General features: G+C 63.5%; 23 protein-coding genes and 1 tRNA gene. 8 read left to right on the forward strand and 16 right to left on the reverse strand.

Features of this window, described 5'->3' with window-relative positions:
• The first annotated feature begins 12 nt into the window (after nucleotides 1–12).
• Both phbB and RSE14_RS10320 read left to right on the forward strand, forming a co-directional pair.
• Complete coding sequence (gene phbB, locus RSE14_RS10315; RefSeq protein WP_324073393.1) at nucleotides 13–735, forward strand: acetoacetyl-CoA reductase; 723 nt, start codon at nucleotides 13–15, stop codon at nucleotides 733–735.
• 137 nt (nucleotides 736–872) lie between these two features.
• The gene (locus RSE14_RS10320) at nucleotides 873–1,811 is read left to right on the forward strand and encodes a hypothetical protein (RefSeq protein ID WP_324073395.1); all 939 of its coding nucleotides are present in this window, start codon (nucleotides 873–875) and stop codon (nucleotides 1,809–1,811) included.
• 12 nt (nucleotides 1,812–1,823) lie between these two features.
• Here the strand turns inward: RSE14_RS10320 and RSE14_RS10325 are convergent, their stop codons facing one another.
• Nucleotides 1,824–2,582 carry a helix-turn-helix domain-containing protein gene (locus tag RSE14_RS10325; RefSeq protein WP_324073397.1) on the reverse strand — a complete coding sequence of 253 codons (759 nt, stop codon included), beginning with the start codon at nucleotides 2,580–2,582 and terminating at the stop codon, nucleotides 1,824–1,826.
• An 86-nt stretch (nucleotides 2,583–2,668) separates the two neighbouring features.
• On the opposite strand from RSE14_RS10325, the gene RSE14_RS10330 reads away from it, so the two are divergent.
• Entirely contained in the window at nucleotides 2,669–2,899 is a 231-nt protein-coding gene (locus tag RSE14_RS10330; protein ID WP_324076894.1) for a ribbon-helix-helix domain-containing protein, read from the forward strand.
• On the opposite strand, the gene RSE14_RS10335 is transcribed toward RSE14_RS10330, so the two are convergent.
• From RSE14_RS10335 to RSE14_RS10405, 14 genes are all read right to left on the reverse strand, one after another.
• Complete coding sequence (locus RSE14_RS10335; RefSeq protein ID WP_324073399.1) at nucleotides 2,894–3,604, reverse strand: ribonuclease T2 family protein; 711 nt, start codon at nucleotides 3,602–3,604, stop codon at nucleotides 2,894–2,896. The genes RSE14_RS10330 and RSE14_RS10335 overlap by 6 nt on opposite strands.
• Complete coding sequence (locus RSE14_RS10340) at nucleotides 3,582–4,031, reverse strand: hypothetical protein (protein WP_324073402.1); 450 nt, start codon at nucleotides 4,029–4,031, stop codon at nucleotides 3,582–3,584. Before RSE14_RS10340 ends, RSE14_RS10335 begins: the two co-directional genes overlap by 23 nt.
• Nucleotides 4,028–4,894 (reverse strand): carboxylating nicotinate-nucleotide diphosphorylase, encoded by an 867-nt coding sequence (nadC, locus tag RSE14_RS10345; RefSeq protein ID WP_324073404.1) that lies wholly within the window; start codon nucleotides 4,892–4,894, stop codon nucleotides 4,028–4,030. The genes RSE14_RS10340 and nadC overlap by 4 nt, the downstream gene beginning before the upstream one ends.
• A 4-nt stretch (nucleotides 4,895–4,898) precedes the next feature.
• Nucleotides 4,899–5,165 (reverse strand): hypothetical protein, encoded by a 267-nt coding sequence (locus RSE14_RS10350; RefSeq protein WP_324073407.1) that lies wholly within the window; start codon nucleotides 5,163–5,165, stop codon nucleotides 4,899–4,901.
• A gap of 32 nt (nucleotides 5,166–5,197) precedes the next feature.
• Nucleotides 5,198–6,004 (reverse strand): LytR/AlgR family response regulator transcription factor, encoded by an 807-nt coding sequence (locus RSE14_RS10355; protein ID WP_324073408.1) that lies wholly within the window; start codon nucleotides 6,002–6,004, stop codon nucleotides 5,198–5,200.
• On the reverse strand, nucleotides 6,001–7,242 hold the full coding sequence (locus RSE14_RS10360) for a sensor histidine kinase (protein ID WP_324073410.1): 1,242 nt from the start codon (nucleotides 7,240–7,242) through the stop codon (nucleotides 6,001–6,003). Before RSE14_RS10360 ends, RSE14_RS10355 begins: the two co-directional genes overlap by 4 nt.
• A 74-nt stretch (nucleotides 7,243–7,316) precedes the next feature.
• Nucleotides 7,317–8,312: a M48 family metalloprotease gene (locus tag RSE14_RS10365; RefSeq protein WP_324073412.1), complete on the reverse strand. Its 996-nt coding sequence runs from the start codon at nucleotides 8,310–8,312 to the stop codon at nucleotides 7,317–7,319.
• Entirely contained in the window at nucleotides 8,309–9,013 is a 705-nt protein-coding gene (locus tag RSE14_RS10370; protein WP_324073414.1) for a DsbA family protein, read from the reverse strand. The genes RSE14_RS10365 and RSE14_RS10370 overlap by 4 nt, the downstream gene beginning before the upstream one ends.
• Nucleotides 9,014–9,059: 46 nt before the next feature.
• Complete coding sequence (locus RSE14_RS10375; RefSeq protein ID WP_416379343.1) at nucleotides 9,060–10,427, reverse strand: M48 family metalloprotease; 1,368 nt, start codon at nucleotides 10,425–10,427, stop codon at nucleotides 9,060–9,062.
• Nucleotides 10,428–10,501: 74 nt separating this feature from the next.
• Nucleotides 10,502–12,331 carry a PAS domain-containing protein gene (locus tag RSE14_RS10380; protein WP_416379344.1) on the reverse strand — a complete coding sequence of 610 codons (1,830 nt, stop codon included), beginning with the start codon at nucleotides 12,329–12,331 and terminating at the stop codon, nucleotides 10,502–10,504.
• A 98-nt stretch (nucleotides 12,332–12,429) separates the two neighbouring features.
• Nucleotides 12,430–12,867 carry a DUF2141 domain-containing protein gene (locus RSE14_RS10390; RefSeq protein ID WP_324073415.1) on the reverse strand — a complete coding sequence of 146 codons (438 nt, stop codon included), beginning with the start codon at nucleotides 12,865–12,867 and terminating at the stop codon, nucleotides 12,430–12,432.
• Complete coding sequence (locus RSE14_RS10395) at nucleotides 12,864–13,640, reverse strand: sterol desaturase family protein (protein WP_324073417.1); 777 nt, start codon at nucleotides 13,638–13,640, stop codon at nucleotides 12,864–12,866. Before RSE14_RS10395 ends, RSE14_RS10390 begins: the two co-directional genes overlap by 4 nt.
• Before the next feature lie 59 nt (nucleotides 13,641–13,699).
• A complete protein-coding gene (locus tag RSE14_RS10400) occupies nucleotides 13,700–14,188 on the reverse strand; it encodes an MmcB family DNA repair protein (RefSeq protein ID WP_324073418.1) in 489 nt (162 codons plus the stop codon).
• A gap of 60 nt (nucleotides 14,189–14,248) precedes the next feature.
• Nucleotides 14,249–14,617, reverse strand: a complete 369-nt coding sequence (locus RSE14_RS10405) for a hypothetical protein (RefSeq protein ID WP_324073419.1) — start codon at nucleotides 14,615–14,617, stop codon at nucleotides 14,249–14,251.
• A 149-nt stretch (nucleotides 14,618–14,766) separates the two neighbouring features.
• On the opposite strand from RSE14_RS10405, the gene RSE14_RS10410 reads away from it, so the two are divergent.
• From RSE14_RS10410 to RSE14_RS10430, 5 genes are all read left to right on the forward strand, one after another.
• Nucleotides 14,767–14,843: transfer RNA gene (locus RSE14_RS10410), tRNA-Arg, on the forward strand.
• A 485-nt stretch (nucleotides 14,844–15,328) separates the two neighbouring features.
• The gene (locus RSE14_RS10415) at nucleotides 15,329–15,871 is read left to right on the forward strand and encodes a hypothetical protein (RefSeq protein ID WP_324073420.1); all 543 of its coding nucleotides are present in this window, start codon (nucleotides 15,329–15,331) and stop codon (nucleotides 15,869–15,871) included.
• Between the two features lie 144 nt (nucleotides 15,872–16,015).
• Nucleotides 16,016–16,873, forward strand: coding sequence for a hypothetical protein (locus RSE14_RS10420; protein WP_324073423.1), 858 nt, complete (start codon nucleotides 16,016–16,018; stop codon nucleotides 16,871–16,873).
• A 1-nt stretch (nucleotide 16,874) separates the two neighbouring features.
• Entirely contained in the window at nucleotides 16,875–17,975 is a 1,101-nt protein-coding gene (locus tag RSE14_RS10425; protein ID WP_324073425.1) for a tetratricopeptide repeat protein, read from the forward strand.
• A complete protein-coding gene (locus RSE14_RS10430; protein WP_324073426.1) occupies nucleotides 17,966–18,778 on the forward strand; it encodes a hypothetical protein in 813 nt (270 codons plus the stop codon). Before RSE14_RS10425 ends, RSE14_RS10430 begins: the two co-directional genes overlap by 10 nt.
• Nucleotides 18,779–18,864: 86 nt before the next feature.
• Here RSE14_RS10430 and RSE14_RS10435 read toward each other — a convergent pair whose 3' ends face one another.
• Entirely contained in the window at nucleotides 18,865–20,118 is a 1,254-nt protein-coding gene (locus RSE14_RS10435; RefSeq protein WP_324073427.1) for a tyrosine-type recombinase/integrase, read from the reverse strand.
• Nucleotides 20,119–20,281 lie beyond the last annotated feature (163 nt).

Raw genomic sequence — 20,281 nt, forward strand, 5'->3', positions numbered from 1 at the left:
GGAGGGACTGCCATGGGCCGGGTTGCGATCGTCACCGGAGGAACGCGCGGGATCGGGGAGGCGATCTGCAAGCGGCTCCAGCGACAGGGCCACATGGTCATCGCCAACTACGCCGGAAACGACGAGAAGGCCGCGGCCTTCACCGCCGCAACCGGCATCCCCGCAAGGCGCTGGGACGTGGGCGATCACGAGGCCTGCCTCGCCGGATGCGCGGCGGTGGAGGCGGAATTCGGCCCCGTCGACATCGTGGTCAACAACGCCGGCATCACCCGCGACGGCACGCTCCACAAGATGAGCTTCGAGGACTGGAACGAGGTGCTGCGCATCAACCTTGGCGGGTGCTTCAACATGGCCAAGGCGACCTTCCCCGGGATGCGCGAGCGGGGCTGGGGGCGGATCGTCAATATCGGCTCGATCAACGGCCAGGCGGGGCAATACGGGCAGGTCAACTACGCTGCGGCCAAGAGCGGAATTCACGGCTTTACCAAGGCCTTGGCGCAGGAAGGCGCGAAATTCGGGGTGACGGTGAACGCGATTGCGCCGGGCTATATCGACACCGACATGGTCGCCGCCGTGCCCGCCCCGGTGCTCGAAAAGATCGTCGCCAAGATCCCCATCGGAAGGCTCGGCATGGCCGAGGAAATCGCCCGCGGGGTGGCGTTCCTCACGAGCGAGAACGGCGGCTTCATGACCGGTTCGACCATGAGCATCAACGGTGGGCAACATATGTATTGAGGCGCGCAGCCGAGTAGCGCAGCTACGAGGCGGCAGCGCGCCGCGCGGCCAGCGGGGCGGCGGGCAACCGCCCGCCGAACCCGTCTGACGGCTGCCGGCGGCTTTGCCGCAGGCCCTTTCCCTGCTATTTCAGGCCCATGCGCCTCACCCTCGCCATCACCGCCCTTCTGCTTGCAGCCCCCGCCGCCGCACAGGACTATGTCCTCCAGCTCGAATACGAGACCGACACGAAGGGCGACGAAGACGGGTCCACCAGCTCTGCCAGCGGGCGGCAGGCGATGGCCGAAAGGGTCATTTCCGTCACGCCCGAAGGCACCGAGGTCGAATACTCACTCCCCTTCGATCCCGAGGAGATCCGCGGCAACGAACGCTGGATGTTCCCCGCGCGCATGCTGATCGCGCCCGATGGCGCCAAGACCATCCTCAACACCGAAGAAATCCTCGCCCGCAACGCCGTCTGGCTGGCCGAGGCAAAGTGGACCCGCGACGTGTGCTCGCGCTCGGGGTTCAGCTGGACGGCCTATCAGGTCCGCTGCGATCCCGAGGCCGCGATCGAGGCGGTCGAAATGAACGGGATGCAGCCCGGCCGGATCGCCGAGGGCCAGCCCTTCGCGCTCGAAGGTGCGCTTGGCCCTGTGGTGCTCGTCCGCAGCGGCGAGCATGAAGGAAGGACCGTGTTGACCGGCAGAGGCCCGGTCGATCCCGCCTTCGTCCGCGAAAAGGATGCGCGGGCTGCGCTGGTGATGGCCGAAATCACCCGCAAGACGCTGACCCTTGAGGATGCGAAAGCCAAGGCCGCCGGGATTACCGCTTCCGGCACGCTGACCGTCACTTTCGAGATTGACGCGGCAGGGCTGGTGTGGCGGCGCGAGGATCGCTCGGAAATCACGCTCGCCGGCGCTTCGCTGTCCAACGGCACCACCCGCGCCCGCCAGACCGTCACCCGCTTGCCGCGCGCCGAATGGGACCGCCAGCAGGCGGAGGACGAGGCGGAAGCGGAGACTGCCGACCCGATGGCCGACCCCAATCCCGAGGCCGAGGGCGTGGAGATCGAAGCTGCGGCAGAGGTGCAGTAGCCCCCTCCCCCCTCACTCAAACGTGATCCCCGCCACCTTCCACGCGCCGTCCTCCCACGCGAGGCTGATGCTCTCGGTCTGCGTCACTCCGCCCGCATAGGCCGAGCGGAACTTGATCAACCGGTATCCGGCGGGCGGGGCGGGGACCCATTCGTTGCCGACCAGATCGCGGGTCACCAGCTTGCCGAGCGGCGGGCGCAGGCGCGCGGAGACTGCGCTCCAGCGCTCCAGCGTGTTGAGCCGGTGGAACTCCGCGCCCGTGGCGGCATAGCTCTCGGCCCAGCGGCCATCGTCGATCAGTTCGAGGAAATCTTCCGCCGCGCGGGCGGCTCCGGCGGCCTCACTCTCGGCGGCAGCGGTGGCGCTGATCGCGGGGGCCGGGGCCAGCAGCGACAGGGGTGATGCGGGCAGGAACAGGGCGGCAAGGACAAGCGACATGGCAAGCACTCCGATGGTGGCAAGGACAAGCGGCCGCCGGGTGGCGGATGCCGCAATTCCTGCCGCCGGAACCCCGGACAGCGCATCCCCCAAAGCCTTGTCCCCCAAGGTTTCAGGGGGTGCCTCAAGGCTCTGGCCCTCCTCCGCCAAGAGCCGCCGCGCTGCCTCGCGGCTGCTGGTGACGCCGAGCTTGCGCCGCGCATCGCGCAGCCGTTCATTGATGGTGTGCACCGAGAGGCCAAGCTCGCGCGCCGCCGATTTGGCGTCATGCCCGCGCAGGATCAGGCGCAGGGTCTGCTTTTCCTTCTCGGTGAGGGCGGCGCTCGGGCTCATCAACGCGGTTCTAGGCAGAGGGCGCGCGCCCCTCCACCCCGAATTTTTCGTATCCGCCGAGGCGCGTGATCGGCTATCGCGGGCTTGTGACGACGCCCTATCACCCGCCGGTCAAACGCTCGCTTTCGATTGCGGGACACCAGACCTCGATCAGCCTCGAACCGCTGTTCTGGGAGATGCTGCGCGCCGCTGCACAGGCTGAGGGGCTGGCGGTGGCGGCGCTGGTGGCGCGGATCGATGCCGAGCGGATCAAGTCGCCCACCCCGCCCGGCCTTGCCAGCGCGGTGCGGCTGTGGCTGGTGGCGAACCGCCTATAAGCCCCGCCAGATTTTCGCCTGGGCGCTGTCCTTCGCTCCGAAGCGCGAGGGCGTGCAGCGCACCGGGCGGAAGGTCTTGGCGTAGCACAGCCGCACCTCCTCCAGCCAACCGCGGGCATTGAGCTTCACTCCTATCGCGCTTGCGGGAACCGAGGGATTGGCATCGGCAAAGGCAGCGCGGATGCGTCCCGCGGTGAGCCCCTCCTCGCGCGCGATGCGATCATAATCGGGGATGCGCAGCGATTGCCACAGGATGCGCGTGACCTTGAGGTAGCTCGCGGGGCGCTTCACCATGCAGGTGCCGTGCTTGGCCCAGCTGCGCGCCACCAGATAGTCGGACGGCATCATGCACATGGCCCCGCGAATATCGGCGGGGGTGAGCGCGGCTTGCGGAGCGCACCATTGCGGCCAGCTCTCCCTGCTTTCGGGCCACAAGCCGTGGACGACGAGGCCGAAGCTGCCATTGGTGCCCGCGCATTGCAGCGCGTTGGCGCCCTTGGCTGCGCGGCCCTTGCAGAACTCCGGGCTCCAGCTCAGCGCGAGGGTGTAGCCGGTGACAGGCAGGGTGCGGCGCGGGCCATCGGGGGCGACCTTCGGCACGCTCGCCACCTGCGGCGCGCGGCACTGATAGGCCTGCGCGCTCGCAGCGGCGGGTGCAGCGAGCGCGAGGGCTGCAAGCAGGCTAGGCGAAGACCGCAGGATCATCCTCTCCCCTGTGCGCGAACCAGCGGTGGCTGGCGGGGGTGAACAGCAGTGCAACGGCGAGCGGGCCGAGCAGCGAGGCGGTGAGCCATAAGGGACTGACCGATGCAATCACCGCCCAACCCTGCGCGGCCAGCGTCGCGAGTCCCAGCAGCTTGGGCACCGCCATGATCGTCACCATCCAGCGGGCAAAGCGCACCGCCGAAAGCCACACCATCCCAATCGGAATGAGCGCGATCGAGAGCCATGCGCTTTGCCACACGATCACCGCATCGCGCGTCCATGTGAACGCCGGATAGGCCTGCTGGAGCCCGATCTGCTGGTCTGCAAGGCTCAGCATCCCTTCCGCAAAAGAGATCAGCGCGCCGGCGAAAAACAGCACCGCAAACAGTGTGATGCTGACCGGCCTGCGCCGCGAGAGCGCGATCATAGCGGCTTGAAATCCAGCCCGATGTCGGCGGCCGGCGCACTCTGGGTGAGGCGGCCGACCGAGATGAAGTCCACCCCGCTCGCGGCCTTGGCGGCGATGGTCTGGAGATTGACGCCGCCGCTCGCCTCGGTCGGCACCCGGCCTGCGACGATCCGCACGGCCTCTGCCAGCGTGGCGGGGTCCATGTTGTCGAGCAGCAGGTGGTGCGCGCCCGCCTGCAATGCGGGTTCGATCTGGTCGAGGCGGTCGACCTCGCAGATGATTTTTTCGACCCCCGCCTCGCGCGCGCGGCGCACCGCCTCACCAACGCTGCCGGCGACTGCGACGTGGTTGTCCTTGATCATCGCCGCGTCCCACAGCCCCATGCGGTGGTTCTGCGCGCCGCCCTGGCGGGTGGCGTATTTCTCGAGGAAGCGGAGGCCGGGGATGGTCTTGCGGGTATCCAGAAGCGTGCAGGTGGTGCTGCCCTCACGCATGGCGTCGACATAGGCGCGGGTCATCGTGGCGATGCCCGAGAGGTGCTGGACGATGTTCAAGGCGCTGCGCTCGGCGGTGAGCAGCGCGCGCGCCTTGCCCTCGATGCGCATGAGATCGGTGCCCGCCGGGACTTGATCGCCGTCCGCCACCAGCGGTTCGATGCGGCAGTCGGGATCGAGGTGCCGGAAGAAGGCCTCGGCCAGCGGCAGCCCCGCGACCACGATGGCATCGCGGCTGTCCATCACCCCGGCAAAGCGCGCATCGGCGGGGATGACGCTTTCCGACGTCACATCCCGCCCGCCGCCGGGGAGGCCTTCACCCAAGTCCTCCGCCAGCGTTGCGCGGATGAATGCGGCAAGGTCGAAGCCGGGGAGGGTGAAGGTCACGCTTTTAGCCTATCTTTCTTTCGACATGGTCGCGGGTGGCGAGAACCTCCTTGACGTCCGAATAGGCTGTCTGCCAGCGCGGATCACATTTGAAGAGAATTTGGCTGTCCACCGATGCAATTTCTTGCGGAAGAAGATCGGAGCATTCGGGCCCGTCCTCACACCAGCGCAAGCGCTTCAGCCGGGCAAGCAGAGCGCCCGTTGGAAGTAACTCCAACTCTGACCGCGCAACAACTGGTAGCGCGCGCTTGAGGCCGTGACCTTTCTTCATGGCGCAGCGCTACCCGAGGTTGTGCAGCACAATCAATGCACGAAGCGCGCCACCACGTCGCGGTACGAGCGCGAAACCTTCACCTCGGCGCCGCTGTCCAGCACCAGGAAGCATTCGCCGTTGGTGTGGGGTTTCACCTGCCGCACCAGATCGAGGTTGACGATCGTGCTCCGGTGGACGCGCTGGAACTTGCGCGGGTCGAGGCGTCGCTCGAGGTCCTTCATCGTCTCGCGCAGCACCAGTGAATTGTCGCCGGTCGAGATGATCATGTAATCGCCCGCGGCCTCGATGTGCTCGACGGTGTCGACCTCGACGCGGAAGATCTGGCCGCGGTCCTTGACGTTGATGAGCTTCTCGAAGCGGTCGGCACTTTCGGCTGCGGGCGTGGCGGTTTCCACGAAGTCCGCCGCGCGCTCGGGAGCGATTTCCGAGAGCACTTCGAGCAGCTGCCCGGCATCCTCGGACGACTTTTTCTCGGCGAGGCGCTGGCGCACGCGCTTGATGGTGTCGGCGAGCTTCTGTTCGTCGACCGGCTTCATCAGGTAGTTGACGGCGTTCGCCTCGAAGGCGCGGATCGCGTGTTCCTCGTAAGCGGTGACGAAGACGAACAGTGGCGGTTCGATGTCCATCACGCCCTTGACCACCGAAAAGCCGTCAAACCCCGGCATCTGGATGTCGAGGAACACCAGATCGGGCTTCTCGGTCTTGATCTTGCGGATCGCCTCGCGGCCGTTGGCGCAGGTGTCGATGATCTCGACATCCTCGAACGGCTGGAGCCGCAGTTGCAGGCCCTGGATCGCGAGTTTCTCGTCATCGACAAGGATGGTTCTGATGGTCATGCGGAGCCTCCGGCAGTGCGTTGCGGGGGATTGAGGGGGATCACCGCCGCGCTGCCCGAAGGGGTGGGGGCAGGGGCGGGCGCGGGATGCAATTCAGGCTCGGCAGCGCTGGTGAAGGGGATCTCGATCAGCACGGTAAAGCCGCCGCCCGGTTCCGAGCGGGTCTCGAAGATATGGGTATCGCCGTAAGCCTGCGCCAGACGGTTGCGGATATTGGCAAGGCCGACCCCGGTCGAGACCGGCTGGCCGGGCGTGTGACCGGCGCGCATTTCGGCGCGGGCGGCGATGGCATCGAGCCGGTCGAACAGCAGCGGCTCGTCTGCGCCCGGGCCGGTGTCCTCCACCATCAGCCGCAGCCGCCCGCCGATCACCCGTGCGGTGAGCGAGATGCGCGCGCCTTCTTCCTGCGGGCTGACAGCATATTTGATCGCGTTCTCCACCAGCGGCTGGAGCAGCATCGAGGGCAGTTGCGCGTCCATCGCGGCGTCCTCGATCTCGAAATGGGTGCGCAGGCGCTCTTCGAAGCGCATTCGTTCGATATCGAGATAGAGCTGGAGCGTCTCGATCTCCTGCGCGAGCGTCACCTGGCTGCCGGGTTCGGCAATCAGGGTGTGGCGCAGAAAGCCCGAAAGCCGCGTGAGCATGGCGTTGGCAGGCTCGGTCTGTTTGAGCAGCACCAGCGTGGAGATCGAATTCAGGGTGTTGAACAGGAAGTGCGGATTGAGCTGGTAGCGCAGCATGGCGAGCTGCGCGGCGGTGGCCTGGGCTTCCAGACGCTCCAGCCGGTCGGCCTGCCGCTCTACTGTCAGGAAGAAGTTGATCGCGTAATACAGCGCGCTCCACCCGCCGAGCAGGGTGAGCGGCAGATAGAGCAGGCCGATCACGCGCTGGGCAAAGCTCGTCTCGCGCGCGGCGCCGTAATAGACGCCCTGCACCCAGGCATCGATCGAGGCGTGGAGCAGCACCGCAAAGAACAGCACCAGCGCGGTCACCCCCCAGGTGATGAGCGGCTGCTGGTGGATCAGCTTGCGATAGATCACCGAGAGAATCAGGCTGATCGAAAAGCCGGTGATGGTGGTGACAAGGATCAGCGCGAGCAGATCGAAGGGCTGCTGGTTGGCCAGCGCCGAGACCGCGCGCAGCATGAAGGCCGCGCCCCAGCCCGCCAGCTGGAGGTTCCAGAATGCGCGGTTCTTGCTGGCGAAGAACGGTGCCGGCTGGATCTGGAGCACTGACATAGGCTGAAGGGTCTAACCCATTTCCTCGCAAACGGCACGGCAATTTGCTGCCCCCGCCGCGTCGCAGGCACGGATCATCGCTTGGATTGCGGGACGAGGCCGCCTTCGGGATCGATCTCGCGGCGGAAATGCACGCGCCAGTCGGCCCGTCCTTCGCGCGCCATCAAGGGGGTGATGATCGGCACTTCGGCGGCGACGAATTCCTCGCGCTCGTCCCAGCCGTCATGCTCGCGCACCATCAGCAGCTGGGAATCGTGCTTCTTTCCCCACTGCCGCCAGAACCGCGCGGCGGCGGCCGGATCATAGCCGGCATTGGCGAGAAGCCACGGCATCAGCCGGTCGGCCTCGCGCTCGGTGCGGCGCACGTGGCGGCGGCTGCGGCCATTGCGATCGAGCCAGGCATCATGGCCCAGCACATTATGCGCGAATTCATGCGCCACCAGCGCGGCGAATTCGGGCTCGCCATAATCGAAGGCGGGGAAATCGATCCCGATCACCACCCGCTTGCCATCGGCCACCGCCTTGCCGCCTTCGCCCATCAGTTCGAACCGGCTGGCGCAGACCTCCACCGGCTGCACCCGCACCGTCTCGCCATCGGCAAAGGTGACCGCGATGCCGCCATGCTCGGCCAGCAGCGCCTCGACGTGATCATGCGCCCAGACCAGCCGGGTCCAGTCCATCGCGGGCTTGGCCGGCCAGCCATTGGGGTCGAGCTTGTCGAGCGCGGTGACCTCGCGGTTGCGGACAAAGGTGCCCGAGAGCGCGGCGGGCGATCCTGCGGCGGCGGTCTGCACCGCGAAATCGCGGGTCAGGCCCAGCGCCTTGCGGGCGACATCGGGCGCGCCGTAGCTCGCCATGTCCTGCAATTGCAGCCCGATCGAGGGCACGACCTTGGGGCAGAAGCTGAGATTGCCCCGCGCCAGCCGCCAGCCGACATTCTGGAGCCGCTGGTCGGCGTCCTGATAGCGGCCGATGGCGGCGCGCTCGGCGGTGTAATCGATGCTGGCTTGCGCGGCGAGGGGCGCTGCCAGACACAGCATCGCAGCCCCCGCCAATCCGGCGCGGATCATCCCGCCTCGTCTCCGGCGAGCGCAGCCTTGAGCTTGTCATAGCCGACCGCGCCGCCAATCGGCTTGCGGCCCGCGATCCATGCCGGGGTGCCGGTAAAGCCCAGCGCCCGGGCGAGTTCGAGATTGCTGGCGATCTCGGCGGTGACCGCGTCCGATGCCGCATCCGCCTCGGCCCGCGCCATGTCGAGCCCGGCTTCGGCCGCTGCCGCCCGCGCATCGCCGAGCCGGAACATGGCTTCGTGGAAGGCGGCATACTTGCCCTGCATGCCCGCCGCGAGCGCCATGCGCGACGCTTCGTCGCTGCCCTCGAAGATCGGCCATTCGCGGATCACCACCTTCAGATCGGGGTTCTCCGCCACCAGCCGGTTCACGTCCTTCAGGCTCGCCTCGCAATAGGGGCAGTTATAATCGGTGAACTCGACCAGCACGGTCTTGCCCTTGGGGTTGCCCAGCACCACGCCGGGGAAGGGGGTGAAGACCTCGTTCCCCATATCCGCCAGCCGCTTTTCGGCCTCCTGCGCCTCGTAGGCCTCGACCATCTTGGGCAGCATGTCGGGATTGTCGAGCAGGAAGGTGCGGGTGCGGTTGTCGGCAAGGCCGGCATAGGACCAGATCGCTGCCCCCAGAAAGCCGAACACCAGCGCGGTGAGCGCGGTCATGATGGTGTGGCGGAGCGGCGGGGTCTGATCGGAGGATGACATAAGGGCTTCGGTGGTTTCCGTGGCAATCGGCAGCAGGGCCGCGAGTCTATTTCTTGTCGCGCATGCGTTCCAGTTCGGCCCGCGCTTCAAGTGCGACATCCTGCGCGCGGATCCAGTCGGCCGAGCCATAGGGCAGGTTCGCCTCGGCGGCCTGCGCGTTCTGGAGCGCCTCGGGATAGCGGCGGTTCATCACCAGCTGTTCGGCGCTGGCAAGGCGCGCGCGGGGAATATCGCCGTTGGCGGCATAGACCACGCCGAGCTGATACCACGCGAAGGGATTGTAGCGATCCTTCGACACGGCGGCACGCAGCACGCGCTCGGCCTCGGGGTAGTTGGCGGTGTTCTCGGTCGCGATCAGGGCATGGCCGAACAGGCCGGCGATCAGCGGATGGGCGCGCGAGAGCTCGGTCGCGCGGCGCAGCGGATCGAGCGCTTCCTTGGGCCGCCCGGATTCGAGCAGCACCTGGCCCTTCAATTCGAGGAAATAGGGATTGTCCGGCTCGGCCGCGAGCAGCGCGTCGGTCTCGGCCAGAGCGAGATCCATCCGCGCTTCCTTGTGATAGGCATAGGCGCGGGCATAGCGCGCGGGGATGCTGGTATCGCTCGCCGGGAAGAAGGCGAACGTGCGGCGCGGCTCGGCGAGATAGCCATAAAGCTTGGCCTTGGCGCGCAGGAAGCGTTCCTGCAGCGCGGGATCATCGGGCGCGTTCCACGCCGGGCTTTCGGCAAGCAGATTGCGCAGCGTCTGGATGCGGTCACCGGAGAGCGGGTGGGTGCGCATATAGGCGCTATCGTCCGACTGGCTGTAACCGCGGCGGATCTCATAATTGCGCAGCTTCTCGAAGAAGGTGATCATGCCGCGGCCGGAAATGCCTGCGCCCGCGAGATAGCGTGCACCGGCAAGGTCGGTGGCCGCTTCCTGATCGCGGTTGTAGGACAGGAAGCTGGCGAGCGCGGCCTGCTGACCCGCCATCAGCGCGCCCATCGCCGCATCGCCCGCTCCCGCCAGCGCCGCGCCGACGCCCAGCAGCAGCGAGAGGATGGTGATGCCCGTAGAGGCCTTGGTGCGCTCTTCGAAGCGGATGACATGGCCGGCGGTGATGTGGCCCAACTCGTGAGCGAGCACGCCCTGCACCTCGTTGGCGGTGTCGGCGGCGTTGATCAGTCCGGCGTGCACGTAAATCGCCTGCCCGCCCGCGACGAAGGCGTTGATCGAGCCATCATTGATCAGCACCAGCTCGACATTGCCGGGCTCCAGCTCGCTCGCCTCGATCAGCGGATTGGTCAGATCGTTCAGCAGCGCTTCGGTTTCGGCATCGCGCAACACCGATTGCGCCGCGACCGGCTGGACGACCATCAGCGTTCCGGCCAGCAGGGCCAGGCCTCGGGCAAACAGGGAACGGGCAGCGCGCATCGCGCACTTCCTACCGGACTCGCGGCTGAACGCAAACTGAAGGGAAGGGGGGAAGGCGTATGCCCCCCGCCCAATTACCCCACCAGCTTGCGCGCTGCGCGTTCCAGTTGGGCGATATCCTCGGGCAGTTCTGCGACCAGTTCCGCGCAGCCCACCTCGTCGCGGCGGATCAGCACCAGCGCGAATTCGGGGCCTGCACCGTCCAGCGCCTCCAGCGTGATCGCTTCGAGCTCGCGCAGCTTTTCGGCCAGCGCCTCGCGCACCGCCGAGGCATCCTCGATCGGCTTGCCCTGCTCCTCGCGGCGCAGGCGGCGTTCGGCCTTGACCACGGCCTTGAGCCCGCCCTCGGTCTGGCCGAGGAAGTCGGCAAGGCTGCCCTGCTCCAGCTCCAGCCGGTGGGCATGGCTAAGGACGGCGGCATATTCGGTGAGGCGCGTCTTGTCGTAATCATGCCCGAACACCAGCTTGACCACGGGGGTCATCGGCGCGCGCTCCTGCACTGTCAGCCCGCTATCTTCGAGCAGTTCGGCATAGTCTTGCGGCGCGGCCTGAGCGGCGAGCGAGAAGTCGTAGGCGCGGCTGACTGCGGCATAGAGCGCGCTGCGGCTGCGGTCTTCGGTGGCGTCGGCCGCATGGGCGAGTTCGCGCGCGGCGGCGAGCCAGTCGTAAAGCCCTGCTTCTTCCGGCATTTCGGAGACGGGGAAGTCCTCATCCTCGAACACGTCGTCGCCTTCGGTTTCGTAGACGTCTTCGAGGATGGTTTCGGCCGCTTCGGCCTCCTCGGTCTCCTCGACCTCGTCCTCAGCTGCCTCGGCGGTCAGCGCATCCTCGTCTTCGTCTTCGACCTCGTCCTCGGCCACAGCCGGTTCGGGGGCGAAGGGCGCTTCGAGCGGGGCTTCGTAACCCGCGTCATAGGCCGGATCATAGGCCATCTCGTAATCGACATCCGCGTCGGGATCATAGGGCAGTTCGGCCGGATCGATCGCCTTCTTGGCGGGTGCCTCGATATAGCTGGCGAGGCTGGCAAAGGAGTAGCTTCCGCTTTCCTCCTCGCCCTCGTCCTCGTCATATTCTTCCTCATCGTCGAAGCCGAGATTGGCGAAATCGGCGAAGGAGAGGCCCTCTTCCGCTTCGTTTTCCTCGTCCTCTTCCTCGGCGTGCGAGAGATCATAGGGGGCGATGCCGCTGAAGCCGTCGCCGAATTCGGCGCTGCCTTCGTGCGCGGGCGAATCCGCCCAGTCGGTGACCGGATCGGCGGCGCGCACGGCCGGTTCCTCGGCCAGTTCAAGATCGGCGCCGAGTTCCAGCGCCTGATCGATTTCGAGCAGGAGTTCGTCGGCCATCAGCTGGTCGGCCATCTCCTTCCAGTTGATCACGCCGTAGATGAAGTCGATCGTCTCGTCGTTGCTCGAATAGGGCAGCAGGATCCCGCGATAGAGGATCTCCACCCCGTGCAGATTGACGAATTCGGCCTCGAAGCCGATCGGCGCCTGGTTGGCGAGGATCTGCATGTAGTGATCGGTGATGCGGCTCAGCAGCGAGCGCGGCGGCACGTCCGAAAGGTGCGTGATGACCCCGTTGCCGCCACACTCCTGCGCGAGCTTGGCGCCGAGGAACTGCACCGCCGGGTTCTCGATTCCGGCGGTGAAATCGAGCAGCACCGAATAGGGGCCGAAATCGTGGAGATTGGCCGGATCGAGATCGTCGATCGACGGGAACATCCGGTCGCCCAGCAGGCCCGCCCAGTGATTATAGGCGCGCACCTGCATGCGGCGCTCGTCCTGGCCGATGGCTTCAGGCGGCAACTCGCGGTGACCATAGGTCTCGGGGCTCTCGTCGTCGGATGCATCCCAGCCGCGATCGGCGGGTTCGCCGGAATCGAATGGGCCGCGCAGAGTGTCCATGGCTGTAATCCGCCCCTTGGTGACTGTTAACCGGGCCGTTCTGAAGCCTTGTGGTAAACATCACGTTAAGTCGGCAGACCCGTTGTTCGGGGAGGCGGTTACAGGAAATAGCGCATCTTGATCGTCAGCCGGCCGTTGCCGTCGGCGGAGGGGAAGACCGCGTCCTTGAACTTGGGCGGGGCCATGTTCACCGGCGCATCGCGCGAAAAGCCGTAGCCTTCCTTGGGCATCATCCCCATCGCGCGGTCGGCTTTGCCGTTGTCGTTCTCGTCATGCAGCAGCGCGACCGCGTAATTGCCGGGTTTCACCCCGGTGAAGCGGATCACCACCTTCGGGCCGGCAGGCACCACGGTGCGATGCGAGTTCGGGTCTTTCGCGCATTTGGGGAACACATCCTCGCGCGTGGTCATGCAGGCGCGCACCACGCCCTTCGAGCTTCTGAGATCGGTGACGGTGATCACCACCTCGCCCGCCAGCGCAGGCGCAGCCCCGAAGGCGGCGGCGAGCCCCGCCAGCGCCAGCAGCGCCGCTCTCACGCGGCCCGTACCGGAGCGGCGTGCCCAGCCTCGGCGACGATCCGCCGCGACAATCCCTTGTCGGTGCCGCACAGGTGATCCCAGACGCGGAAATAGAGCCCGAAATTGCATTTGTATTCCTCGTGGTGCCGCTCGTGATGACTGGCGGTTATCAGCCAATTCCCCAACGGGGAGTGAACCAGCCAGCGCGGGAAGATCTCCCAGCCCATGTGATTGGTCACCCCCATCACCGTCGCGATGGTGAGCACCAGGCCGAGCGTCGCAAGGTGGATGGGGACGAGGAACACCAGAACGGGCACCACGATGGCGCCGGTCACGGCCTCGATCGGATGAAAGCTCATCGCGGTCCAGGCGGTCGGCGGGCGGCTGTCGTGATGCACCGCGTGGGCGATGCGGAACCATTTCGGACGGTGCATCCAGCGGTGGCTCCAGTAGAAACAGGTGTCCTGCACCGCGAGATAGATCAGCAGCGAAGCCAAGTGATACCACCAGGGCAGGCTCGCCCAATCGGCGGTGATCCAAGTCCAGCCGTGGTGATTCCAGCCCCACAGCACGATTCCTGCTGGCGCGCCGTAGATCGCGGCGGAGAGCAGCGACCAGCGGATCTCGCGCGCGATCTGCTGGCCCCGACCGGCATAGAGCCCCGGGCGCATCCGCGCTGTCATCAGCGCGAACAGCCCGCTCGACAGGAGGTAGCGCAGCGCCACCACCAGCGTCACCGCAAGGCTGACGATCAGCAGGGCAAGCGGAACGGGCAGATCGGCGGGCAGCATTGCGTCGGCAGGTATGACGCAATTCCGCGTCAGGGGACAGCCTCAATCGGCGGCGCGAATCAGGCCGTCATGTCGAGCGCGGCGCACAGTGGATCGATCAGCGCGGTGTGCCGCCGCATCGCGATCCGGGCGAGATGCTCGACCTGCGTCTTGCGCCGCGCGGCGGCCAGCGGTTCGAGCGCGGCGGGGCGCAGGATTTCGGCATCATAGCCATCGGCCACGATCACCCCGCAGGTGGCCGGACGATAGGCCTCGGTCTCCAGCGGCGCGCGATCGAGCCCCGGGGGCACGCCCCAGAAAAAGCGGTCGCAGAAGTCGAGATAGTCGGGCCACTTGGCATCGCCGAGCAGATCGCCGCGCGCCACCTTGATCTCGACGATCACCACCTGCCCACGCGCATCGATCCCCATCAGATCGGCGCGGCGACCATTGCGGATCGGCACTTCGGCAAGGCACCAGATATCATTGCGCGCAAACAGCCGGGCAATCCCGCGCGCGACATCCCGGGCGGTGTGCGAATCGCTGGTGGGGAGGGGCTGTGCGCTCATCCCCGCTGGCTGGAACAGAATGTGAACGCAGTCAAGCGTCCGGCGCGCAAAGGGCGGCGGTCAGGCGACTTCGAGCGGTTGCAGCGCTGCCAGCACGCTCGCGCGGGCAGCATGGAATTCGCGCCACAGCGCCAGTGCGGCAGCGTGAGGCTCCTGCCCGCGCGCGGCAAGCGTGGCGAGCGCGGCAAGCCCCGCGCCCAGCATCGCCTCGATATCGCCGAGTCCCTGTGCGGCAAGATTGCGCTGCCACTCGCGCGCGGAGCCGAGCAGCGGTGCAAGCGGTTCGGGCGCCTCTTCCGGAGCGATCCCGGCCAGAGCGCACAGCTCGCCGGCGCGGGCGTGCAGGGTCTCCCACTGCGCCGAAAGCGCTGCATCCGTCGCCGGAGCGGCGGGCGGGCAGAGAATCGGTTCGGGCGGAAGACTGGCCATGAGGGGGAGGCTAGGCACGGCTCCTTGCCGATTGGTTAAGCGCGCCCCAATGGGTGAGCCGCCAGTGACCATAATTGTGTGGCGCGGTGCGGGCGCTCTTGCTAAGCGCCCCGCCGCACGCGATGATTATGCCCGCCCAAGGGCACCACGCACCCGTAGCTCAGCTGGATAGAGCGCTGCCCTCCGAAGGCAGAGGTCACAGGTTCGAATCCTGTCGGGTGCGCCACCACTTCGCGTTTTGCATCAACAGCTTACGCCCTCGACAAAACAGCTCGCGAGCTCAATTTTCCCATCCACGGATCATAAGCAAATTTTGCCCGGCGTTTCTGCGCTGCCGGGCGGTGCTTAAGGCTGCTGGGACAGTGCTGGAACACGGTGCAGAGACGGTAGATCTTCGTGAGCGGCTCAAGTTTGGGCTGCCGATTAATGGTCGTGTGAGACGACTGATTGTGATCAGCTGAGATCCCAATATCATGCTCAGGCTGCTGTCACGGTGTCCAGAACACGGCCCTTGTGGCGGTTGCAGAACGGTCGTGTGCCACGACTGGTTGAAGTCTGGTCAACGTTCTTCCGCACGAAATCCCTGCTGACATTTTCTCTCTCGTTGCTTACGCCTGTACCAGCGAGGCTGATGATGTGGTGTGGGTGGAAATGCGATTGAGAAATGTAGTCCGCAGGGCTCTATTCGGCTTTGCCATCGCGGGGATCACTATGTCCGCAGCTCCTAGCTTTGCGCAGCTGTCGCCCGCTCAATTAAAGGCTCAAAAGGACCGGGCTGCTCGTGAAGCTGCTGCACGGGCACAGGCTGAGCGTCAACGTGTTGTGACGCGGCAGCGAACTGCTGAGGCGGCTCGCCGCGCGGACGCTAAATGGCAAGCTATCACGGGCTCTGACACATCGAAACTCGGGCTAGTTTTTCCAGAGTATTCGGAGAACGAATTCACCGGCATTATGCTAACCTGCGATCGCCGGACCGGGATAGTCGATGTTTATGAGTTCAGCGATGACGACAACAAAATCACTCAGCCCGCCATTCATGTCCGGCTCGATAATCAAGACCTGCGCTTGCCTGCACGGTCCGTCTACAATGAAATGTATGATAGCTGGAACAACACTGCGCAGCTTCCCTATGCGTCGCAAGGTGTGCAACGAATAGTGGCCGCTCGAAGCTTTGTATTGGCGTCAAGTCCATCCTTGGTTCTCAAAGGATTTGTAGCGGCTCGTGATCTATGGCGGCAAGCATGCGGTCTATAGCTTTGGTGCGGCGGGGGGCGCGGTCGTGAATGGTCGTGTGACGCGACTGATTGCAAACAGCTTGAGCCTCACTCTTCGGCCTAATGTTCCTCCCAATGACAACGCATCTCACGGGTGCTAGCGTTCCATCTGCAGGGAGGCATCATGTCAGAAGATCATATGGAACATCGTGTCGGCATCGTCGACAAGGCGGAGGCGCTTTACCTGCGCCTTCTGCGATGGATCGCAATCATCATAGCAACGCTCCTGCTGGCTTTTGCCGCATGGAATGGCCTGAGCAGTGCCTTCAACTACGTCCAAACATTGCAGACGGTTGAGGTAAAGCCAGTCGCTGTCACGGAAGCCGATATGGTCGCGGCTGCCACTCCGCCGAAAACCGACGCTGCGCCTGTGCGGGCAACGGTGGAAACGGAAAAGAAAAAGCTGCCGCCATCGATCTACGATGTGCACGCCAAGAAGATGTATCAGATATGGAAAAACCAGTTCGAGCCTTACCGACCCAAGGGCGACCCGGCGCTGACCTTTGCAGACTTTTCGGAATGGTATCAGACTGAGTACATCAATGGCACACTGCGGAAGCACGATGTGCTCGACTGGGTGCTTTATGAAGACCGCACCAAGGCCGATCTGGAAATGTCAGTGGAGGTTTTGGCCAAGGCTGCAAAAGACCCAGCTGTCGTCGCCCGCATGAAGGCGTTTCAGGCTGGGAAGTCCAAGAACCAATTTTGGGATCGCTATGATCAGACATTCATGCGCCTGACGGATGGATACTGGGTGACGCTCAAGATCAAGCGCGATGCAGAGGCGGTAAGAGCAGCTGCCAAACAAGCTGAGCTGGCACAAAAGAGTGAGGCAGCAAGCTTGAGCTTCATAGAGGCGCGGAACGCTTTGGCGGGCTTCCTTGGCTTGATGTTCTTCTTTCTAATTGTCGCCATGGAGCGGCATCAGCGGCGGATTGCGGCCGAGATTGCCACACTGAGAACTGATAAAGAGGCAGAGTGATATGAAAGCCTTACTGAAAGGCATGCTGATCTGCGCCGTGGGTATGGCGATGCCGCTTTCAACAGCTCCTGCTTCTGCTCAAATGTCCCCCGCGCAATTGAAGGCGCAAAAAGAGCGAGCTGCTCGGGAGGCTGCGGCTCGCGCAGAAGCTGATCGTGCGCGAAGAGCCGCTGAGGCAAATGCTCGTGCTCAAGACGCCGCTAGAACGCGGCAAGCTGCTTTGAAAGCAGAGAGCGCAAGGGTCGCGGAATCTCGCAAAAACGCGGCGTTGCTAGCTGCTCGGCAACAGGCAGTTCGGGAAGGCAAGATTAATAGGGGCTGGGCAATCGGCGCTTGGGCGCCCGACAGTTTGCAATCCTGCAATTCAGGAGCGCCGTGGAATGTTTCGGATAATGGAAAATGGTTTACCGAGGGGGAGGGTGGTACGTGGACTGTCGCTAATGGCACTCTAATTTTACGAACTACTGGGCGATGGGAGGCAGGCTCGGACACTCCGGAGGAAAAGGGGGATTTTGGAGATGAGCCGATAACCCCTATTAAGTTTTCAGAAGATCATTTTGTTGTCGATGTTCACGGCGGGCATGATGCTTGGTTTCGATGCCCAGAGGGCGATCTGGAATTCCAGATCGATCGGCAACGAACCATTCACAGCAAATATTTTCTACGAGAAGAAAAGTTTTCAGATGATACTGCAGGGTCCGGAGAAATTGAAATAGAGCTTGAAACCTACAATAGAGCATACCTCCTGTGGGAAGAAAATTTATATACTCAAGCGAAAGGCATCTTCGAGGAATATATAAAAAATTATCCGAACGGATATTACAGGAGTTTCGTGCGTAATTACTTAGGAATCTATTACAGGCTCCACGATGTGAATCTCCCAAAGTCTGCGTCTTGGTTCCTTCAAAACTATCAGTTAGATCCTGGTGGGGAGCGCGGAGCCGATAGCCTGCTGTCGCTAGCAGAAGTCATGATGCAGCTCGGGGATGAGCGGCGATACTGCATCGCATTGAGGGAGTTTATCGTCGAGTATGAATTTGAGGCAAAATACCGCCTCGAACCACGATTTTCAGCGATTTCTCGGCAGGAGCCATGCAGATGACGCAACACAGCGCATTTAGGAACATACTTTATATAGGTAATTTTTTTAAAAAGACGTTTGGCCTGCTTTCCCTAATTATCGCCTCGCCAACCTTTGCGCAGTTCTCCCCCAAAGATTTAAGTGACATGCAGGTTGTTACTGGTCCGGTCGTTGGTGTGCAGGAGGGTAGCAATTCGGCCACTAACGCGACCGGAATGCCGCCTAAAAATGAGAGCCTCGATTTGAACTCGGCTGCAGGTATCTGCAACGCAGCTCAACAAGCGAAGCAATCTTATACTCCGTTCATTTTCCCGAGAACTGATCTTACCACATTGCGAGCCAGTGCTCGAAATCTCCCCTCCGATGCAAAAGATCAGTTCGAAACCGTGGCTGAGTACGACGCACGGCAGGTTGCGCGGCGTGTGGCATGGGCACAGAAGTACCACTTCTTAGTGCTTCCAACATCGGTCAATTTAGGCGGTGACGTCTATAATGCTGAAACCCAAACCTACATCATCGAACCAGGTGCCCGTGTCACCGTGAAGCCAAGCGGTTGGGACGATCGGTATGGGTTAGAGAGCGGGTTTGTCGCTATCGACGTAGGAAAAGTGGGCAAGATTGAGGTGCAAATGGATCCTCAATCAGCAAGACAATTTTTCGCACAAAGCGGTGATCATGAAGTCGTTTACATCGTTCAGCCACAAGCGCCGTATTTTCAGGAAACGTCTCGATATCCGCTGCGCTATCATCTTCTCACGTCGACTTTTTGCAGTTTTGTCAGACGGAAGGCTGATCAGAAGGTTCTATATTTCGTTGGCCAGTGAAAGGGCAACAACCCGCCTAACATGACATCAAGTGGTCGTGTGACACGAGTGTTTCGCGTTGTGTGTTACGAACACATTGCCCGCCCTCAAGCCGCCAACCACTCCAAGTCCACCACAGTCGCTGACCTCCGCCGCTGCTTGGTCAACTCCCTGACGTTACCGACGGTGGACGTGTGCCCGTAGTGCTTTTCTAGCATGGCAACGGACGTGCCCATGTTCCGGGCGAGGTGATACTCCTGCACACCCGCATTCAGCCGCTCTGTGGCGTAGGTGTGGCGCAGGGAATAGGGCGTTCGAATGCGGCCATCAGGGCTATGCGTGACCCCAGCCATCTTGAGCAACGCAAGGAAGCTCTTTTTGAATGAGCCGATTGCCGTTCCGTCAGGGTGGCAAAACACCAAGCTGCTCGCCGGAACATCGTTGTGCAGGTAGATGTCCGAGGCTGGGTTATGCAGGTCCTCGCGGCGCAGTTCCAAGATCGCTGCGAAATTGCGCCGCACCTCGCCGGAACTGGCAACGGTGGTGCGCCGGCCGGTTTTTCCTGAGACATTGAGAGCCACGTGGATCACGCCGAGTGTGTCGGGATCGGCAATGGCGCGAATGTCTTCCCAGCGCAGTCCCCGCGCTTCGCCCATTCGCAATCCGGTGTGATACAAGACCGTCACCCAATGGATGAGCATGAACCTGTCGCGCCGGGTCGCCACGCCTTCTGCTTCTGCAAATTCGGGCATCACAGCGACGACTTTCTGCCAATCGGCGTTCGAGAAATGGGGGCGACGATTTTGCTCGGCCTGATAAACCGGCATCTGCGGCATCGTGGGCAGATAGTCGTTCGCAACCCACCACTTGACGATGGTTTTCAATCGGCTGACATTGCGACGATAGGTGTTCTGGGACGCCGATCCCTTGCGCCCGTTTGCAGCCACATGGTCCAGCATCCGCATGATGTAGGCCGTGTCGAGCTGATCGAAGCGATCCTTGGCCACGAAGTCCTTCAGCATCCGCGCTATGGACAGCACGGTCTTGAAATCCTCGGGCCTGTTGTGCTGCTCATGCGCGGCGAGGAATTCGTCCAGCCCTGCAGCAATGCGCTTGCTGTCCAGCCTGCGTCCGGCTCGCTGCTTGGCTACGCATTCCAGATACAGGTCATAGGCGCGATGGTAGGCCTCGTGTTCGTTGGCTGTGCTGCTGCTGCGAATGATGTAGCCCTTGTGCCCCAGCACCTTGAGCCTGATGTCCCATTTGCCCTGCGCGGAGTTCTTGCGGCGGTAGAGGTAGATGGCACCGTCGAGGAAGGTGCGGTTATCCAGTTCCGCCTTCTCTGCGCGCAATCGGGCCATGCCACGGCGCTAATGTCGGGTGGGGCTAGAGGTCGACCGGAAAAACGGCTGGTGGCTTGAAGGTCGAGCAGTGTGTTGCGAACACATTGCTTCGGTCGATCACCTCACTCCCCGGCTTAGGAAGGATGTGCTGGACGGGACGCGGTCGTGAATGGTCGTGTGA

Source organism: Erythrobacter sp. (genome assembly GCF_035194505.1).
Classification (GTDB): Bacteria; Pseudomonadota; Alphaproteobacteria; order Sphingomonadales; family Sphingomonadaceae; genus Erythrobacter.

Bases quoted from the DNA above. Each gene is read 5' to 3' on its own strand.
- phbB (WP_324073393.1), top strand. From the start codon at position 13: ATGGGCCGGGTTGCGATCGTCACCGGAGGAACGCGCGGGATCGGGGAG.
- RSE14_RS10320 (WP_324073395.1), top strand. From the start codon at position 873: ATGCGCCTCACCCTCGCCATCACCGCCCTTCTGCTTGCAGCCCCCGCC.
- RSE14_RS10325 (WP_324073397.1), bottom strand. From the start codon at position 2,582: ATGAGCCCGAGCGCCGCCCTCACCGAGAAGGAAAAGCAGACCCTGCGC.
- RSE14_RS10335 (WP_324073399.1), bottom strand. From the start codon at position 3,604: ATGATCCTGCGGTCTTCGCCTAGCCTGCTTGCAGCCCTCGCGCTCGCT.
- RSE14_RS10340 (WP_324073402.1), bottom strand. From the start codon at position 4,031: ATGATCGCGCTCTCGCGGCGCAGGCCGGTCAGCATCACACTGTTTGCG.
- RSE14_RS10350 (WP_324073407.1), bottom strand. From the start codon at position 5,165: ATGAAGAAAGGTCACGGCCTCAAGCGCGCGCTACCAGTTGTTGCGCGG.
- RSE14_RS10355 (WP_324073408.1), bottom strand. From the start codon at position 6,004: ATGACCATCAGAACCATCCTTGTCGATGACGAGAAACTCGCGATCCAG.
- RSE14_RS10360 (WP_324073410.1), bottom strand. From the start codon at position 7,242: ATGTCAGTGCTCCAGATCCAGCCGGCACCGTTCTTCGCCAGCAAGAAC.
- RSE14_RS10365 (WP_324073412.1), bottom strand. From the start codon at position 8,312: ATGATCCGCGCCGGATTGGCGGGGGCTGCGATGCTGTGTCTGGCAGCG.
- RSE14_RS10370 (WP_324073414.1), bottom strand. From the start codon at position 9,013: ATGTCATCCTCCGATCAGACCCCGCCGCTCCGCCACACCATCATGACC.
- RSE14_RS10375 (WP_416379343.1), bottom strand. From the start codon at position 10,427: ATGCGCGCTGCCCGTTCCCTGTTTGCCCGAGGCCTGGCCCTGCTGGCC.
- RSE14_RS10380 (WP_416379344.1), bottom strand. From the start codon at position 12,331: ATGGACACTCTGCGCGGCCCATTCGATTCCGGCGAACCCGCCGATCGC.
- RSE14_RS10395 (WP_324073417.1), bottom strand. From the start codon at position 13,640: ATGCTGCCCGCCGATCTGCCCGTTCCGCTTGCCCTGCTGATCGTCAGC.
- RSE14_RS10400 (WP_324073418.1), bottom strand. From the start codon at position 14,188: ATGAGCGCACAGCCCCTCCCCACCAGCGATTCGCACACCGCCCGGGAT.
- RSE14_RS10405 (WP_324073419.1), bottom strand. From the start codon at position 14,617: ATGGCCAGTCTTCCGCCCGAACCGATTCTCTGCCCGCCCGCCGCTCCG.
- RSE14_RS10415 (WP_324073420.1), top strand. From the start codon at position 15,329: ATGTCCGCAGCTCCTAGCTTTGCGCAGCTGTCGCCCGCTCAATTAAAG.
- RSE14_RS10420 (WP_324073423.1), top strand. From the start codon at position 16,016: ATGTCAGAAGATCATATGGAACATCGTGTCGGCATCGTCGACAAGGCG.
- RSE14_RS10425 (WP_324073425.1), top strand. From the start codon at position 16,875: ATGAAAGCCTTACTGAAAGGCATGCTGATCTGCGCCGTGGGTATGGCG.
- RSE14_RS10430 (WP_324073426.1), top strand. From the start codon at position 17,966: ATGCAGATGACGCAACACAGCGCATTTAGGAACATACTTTATATAGGT.
- RSE14_RS10435 (WP_324073427.1), bottom strand. From the start codon at position 20,118: ATGGCCCGATTGCGCGCAGAGAAGGCGGAACTGGATAACCGCACCTTC.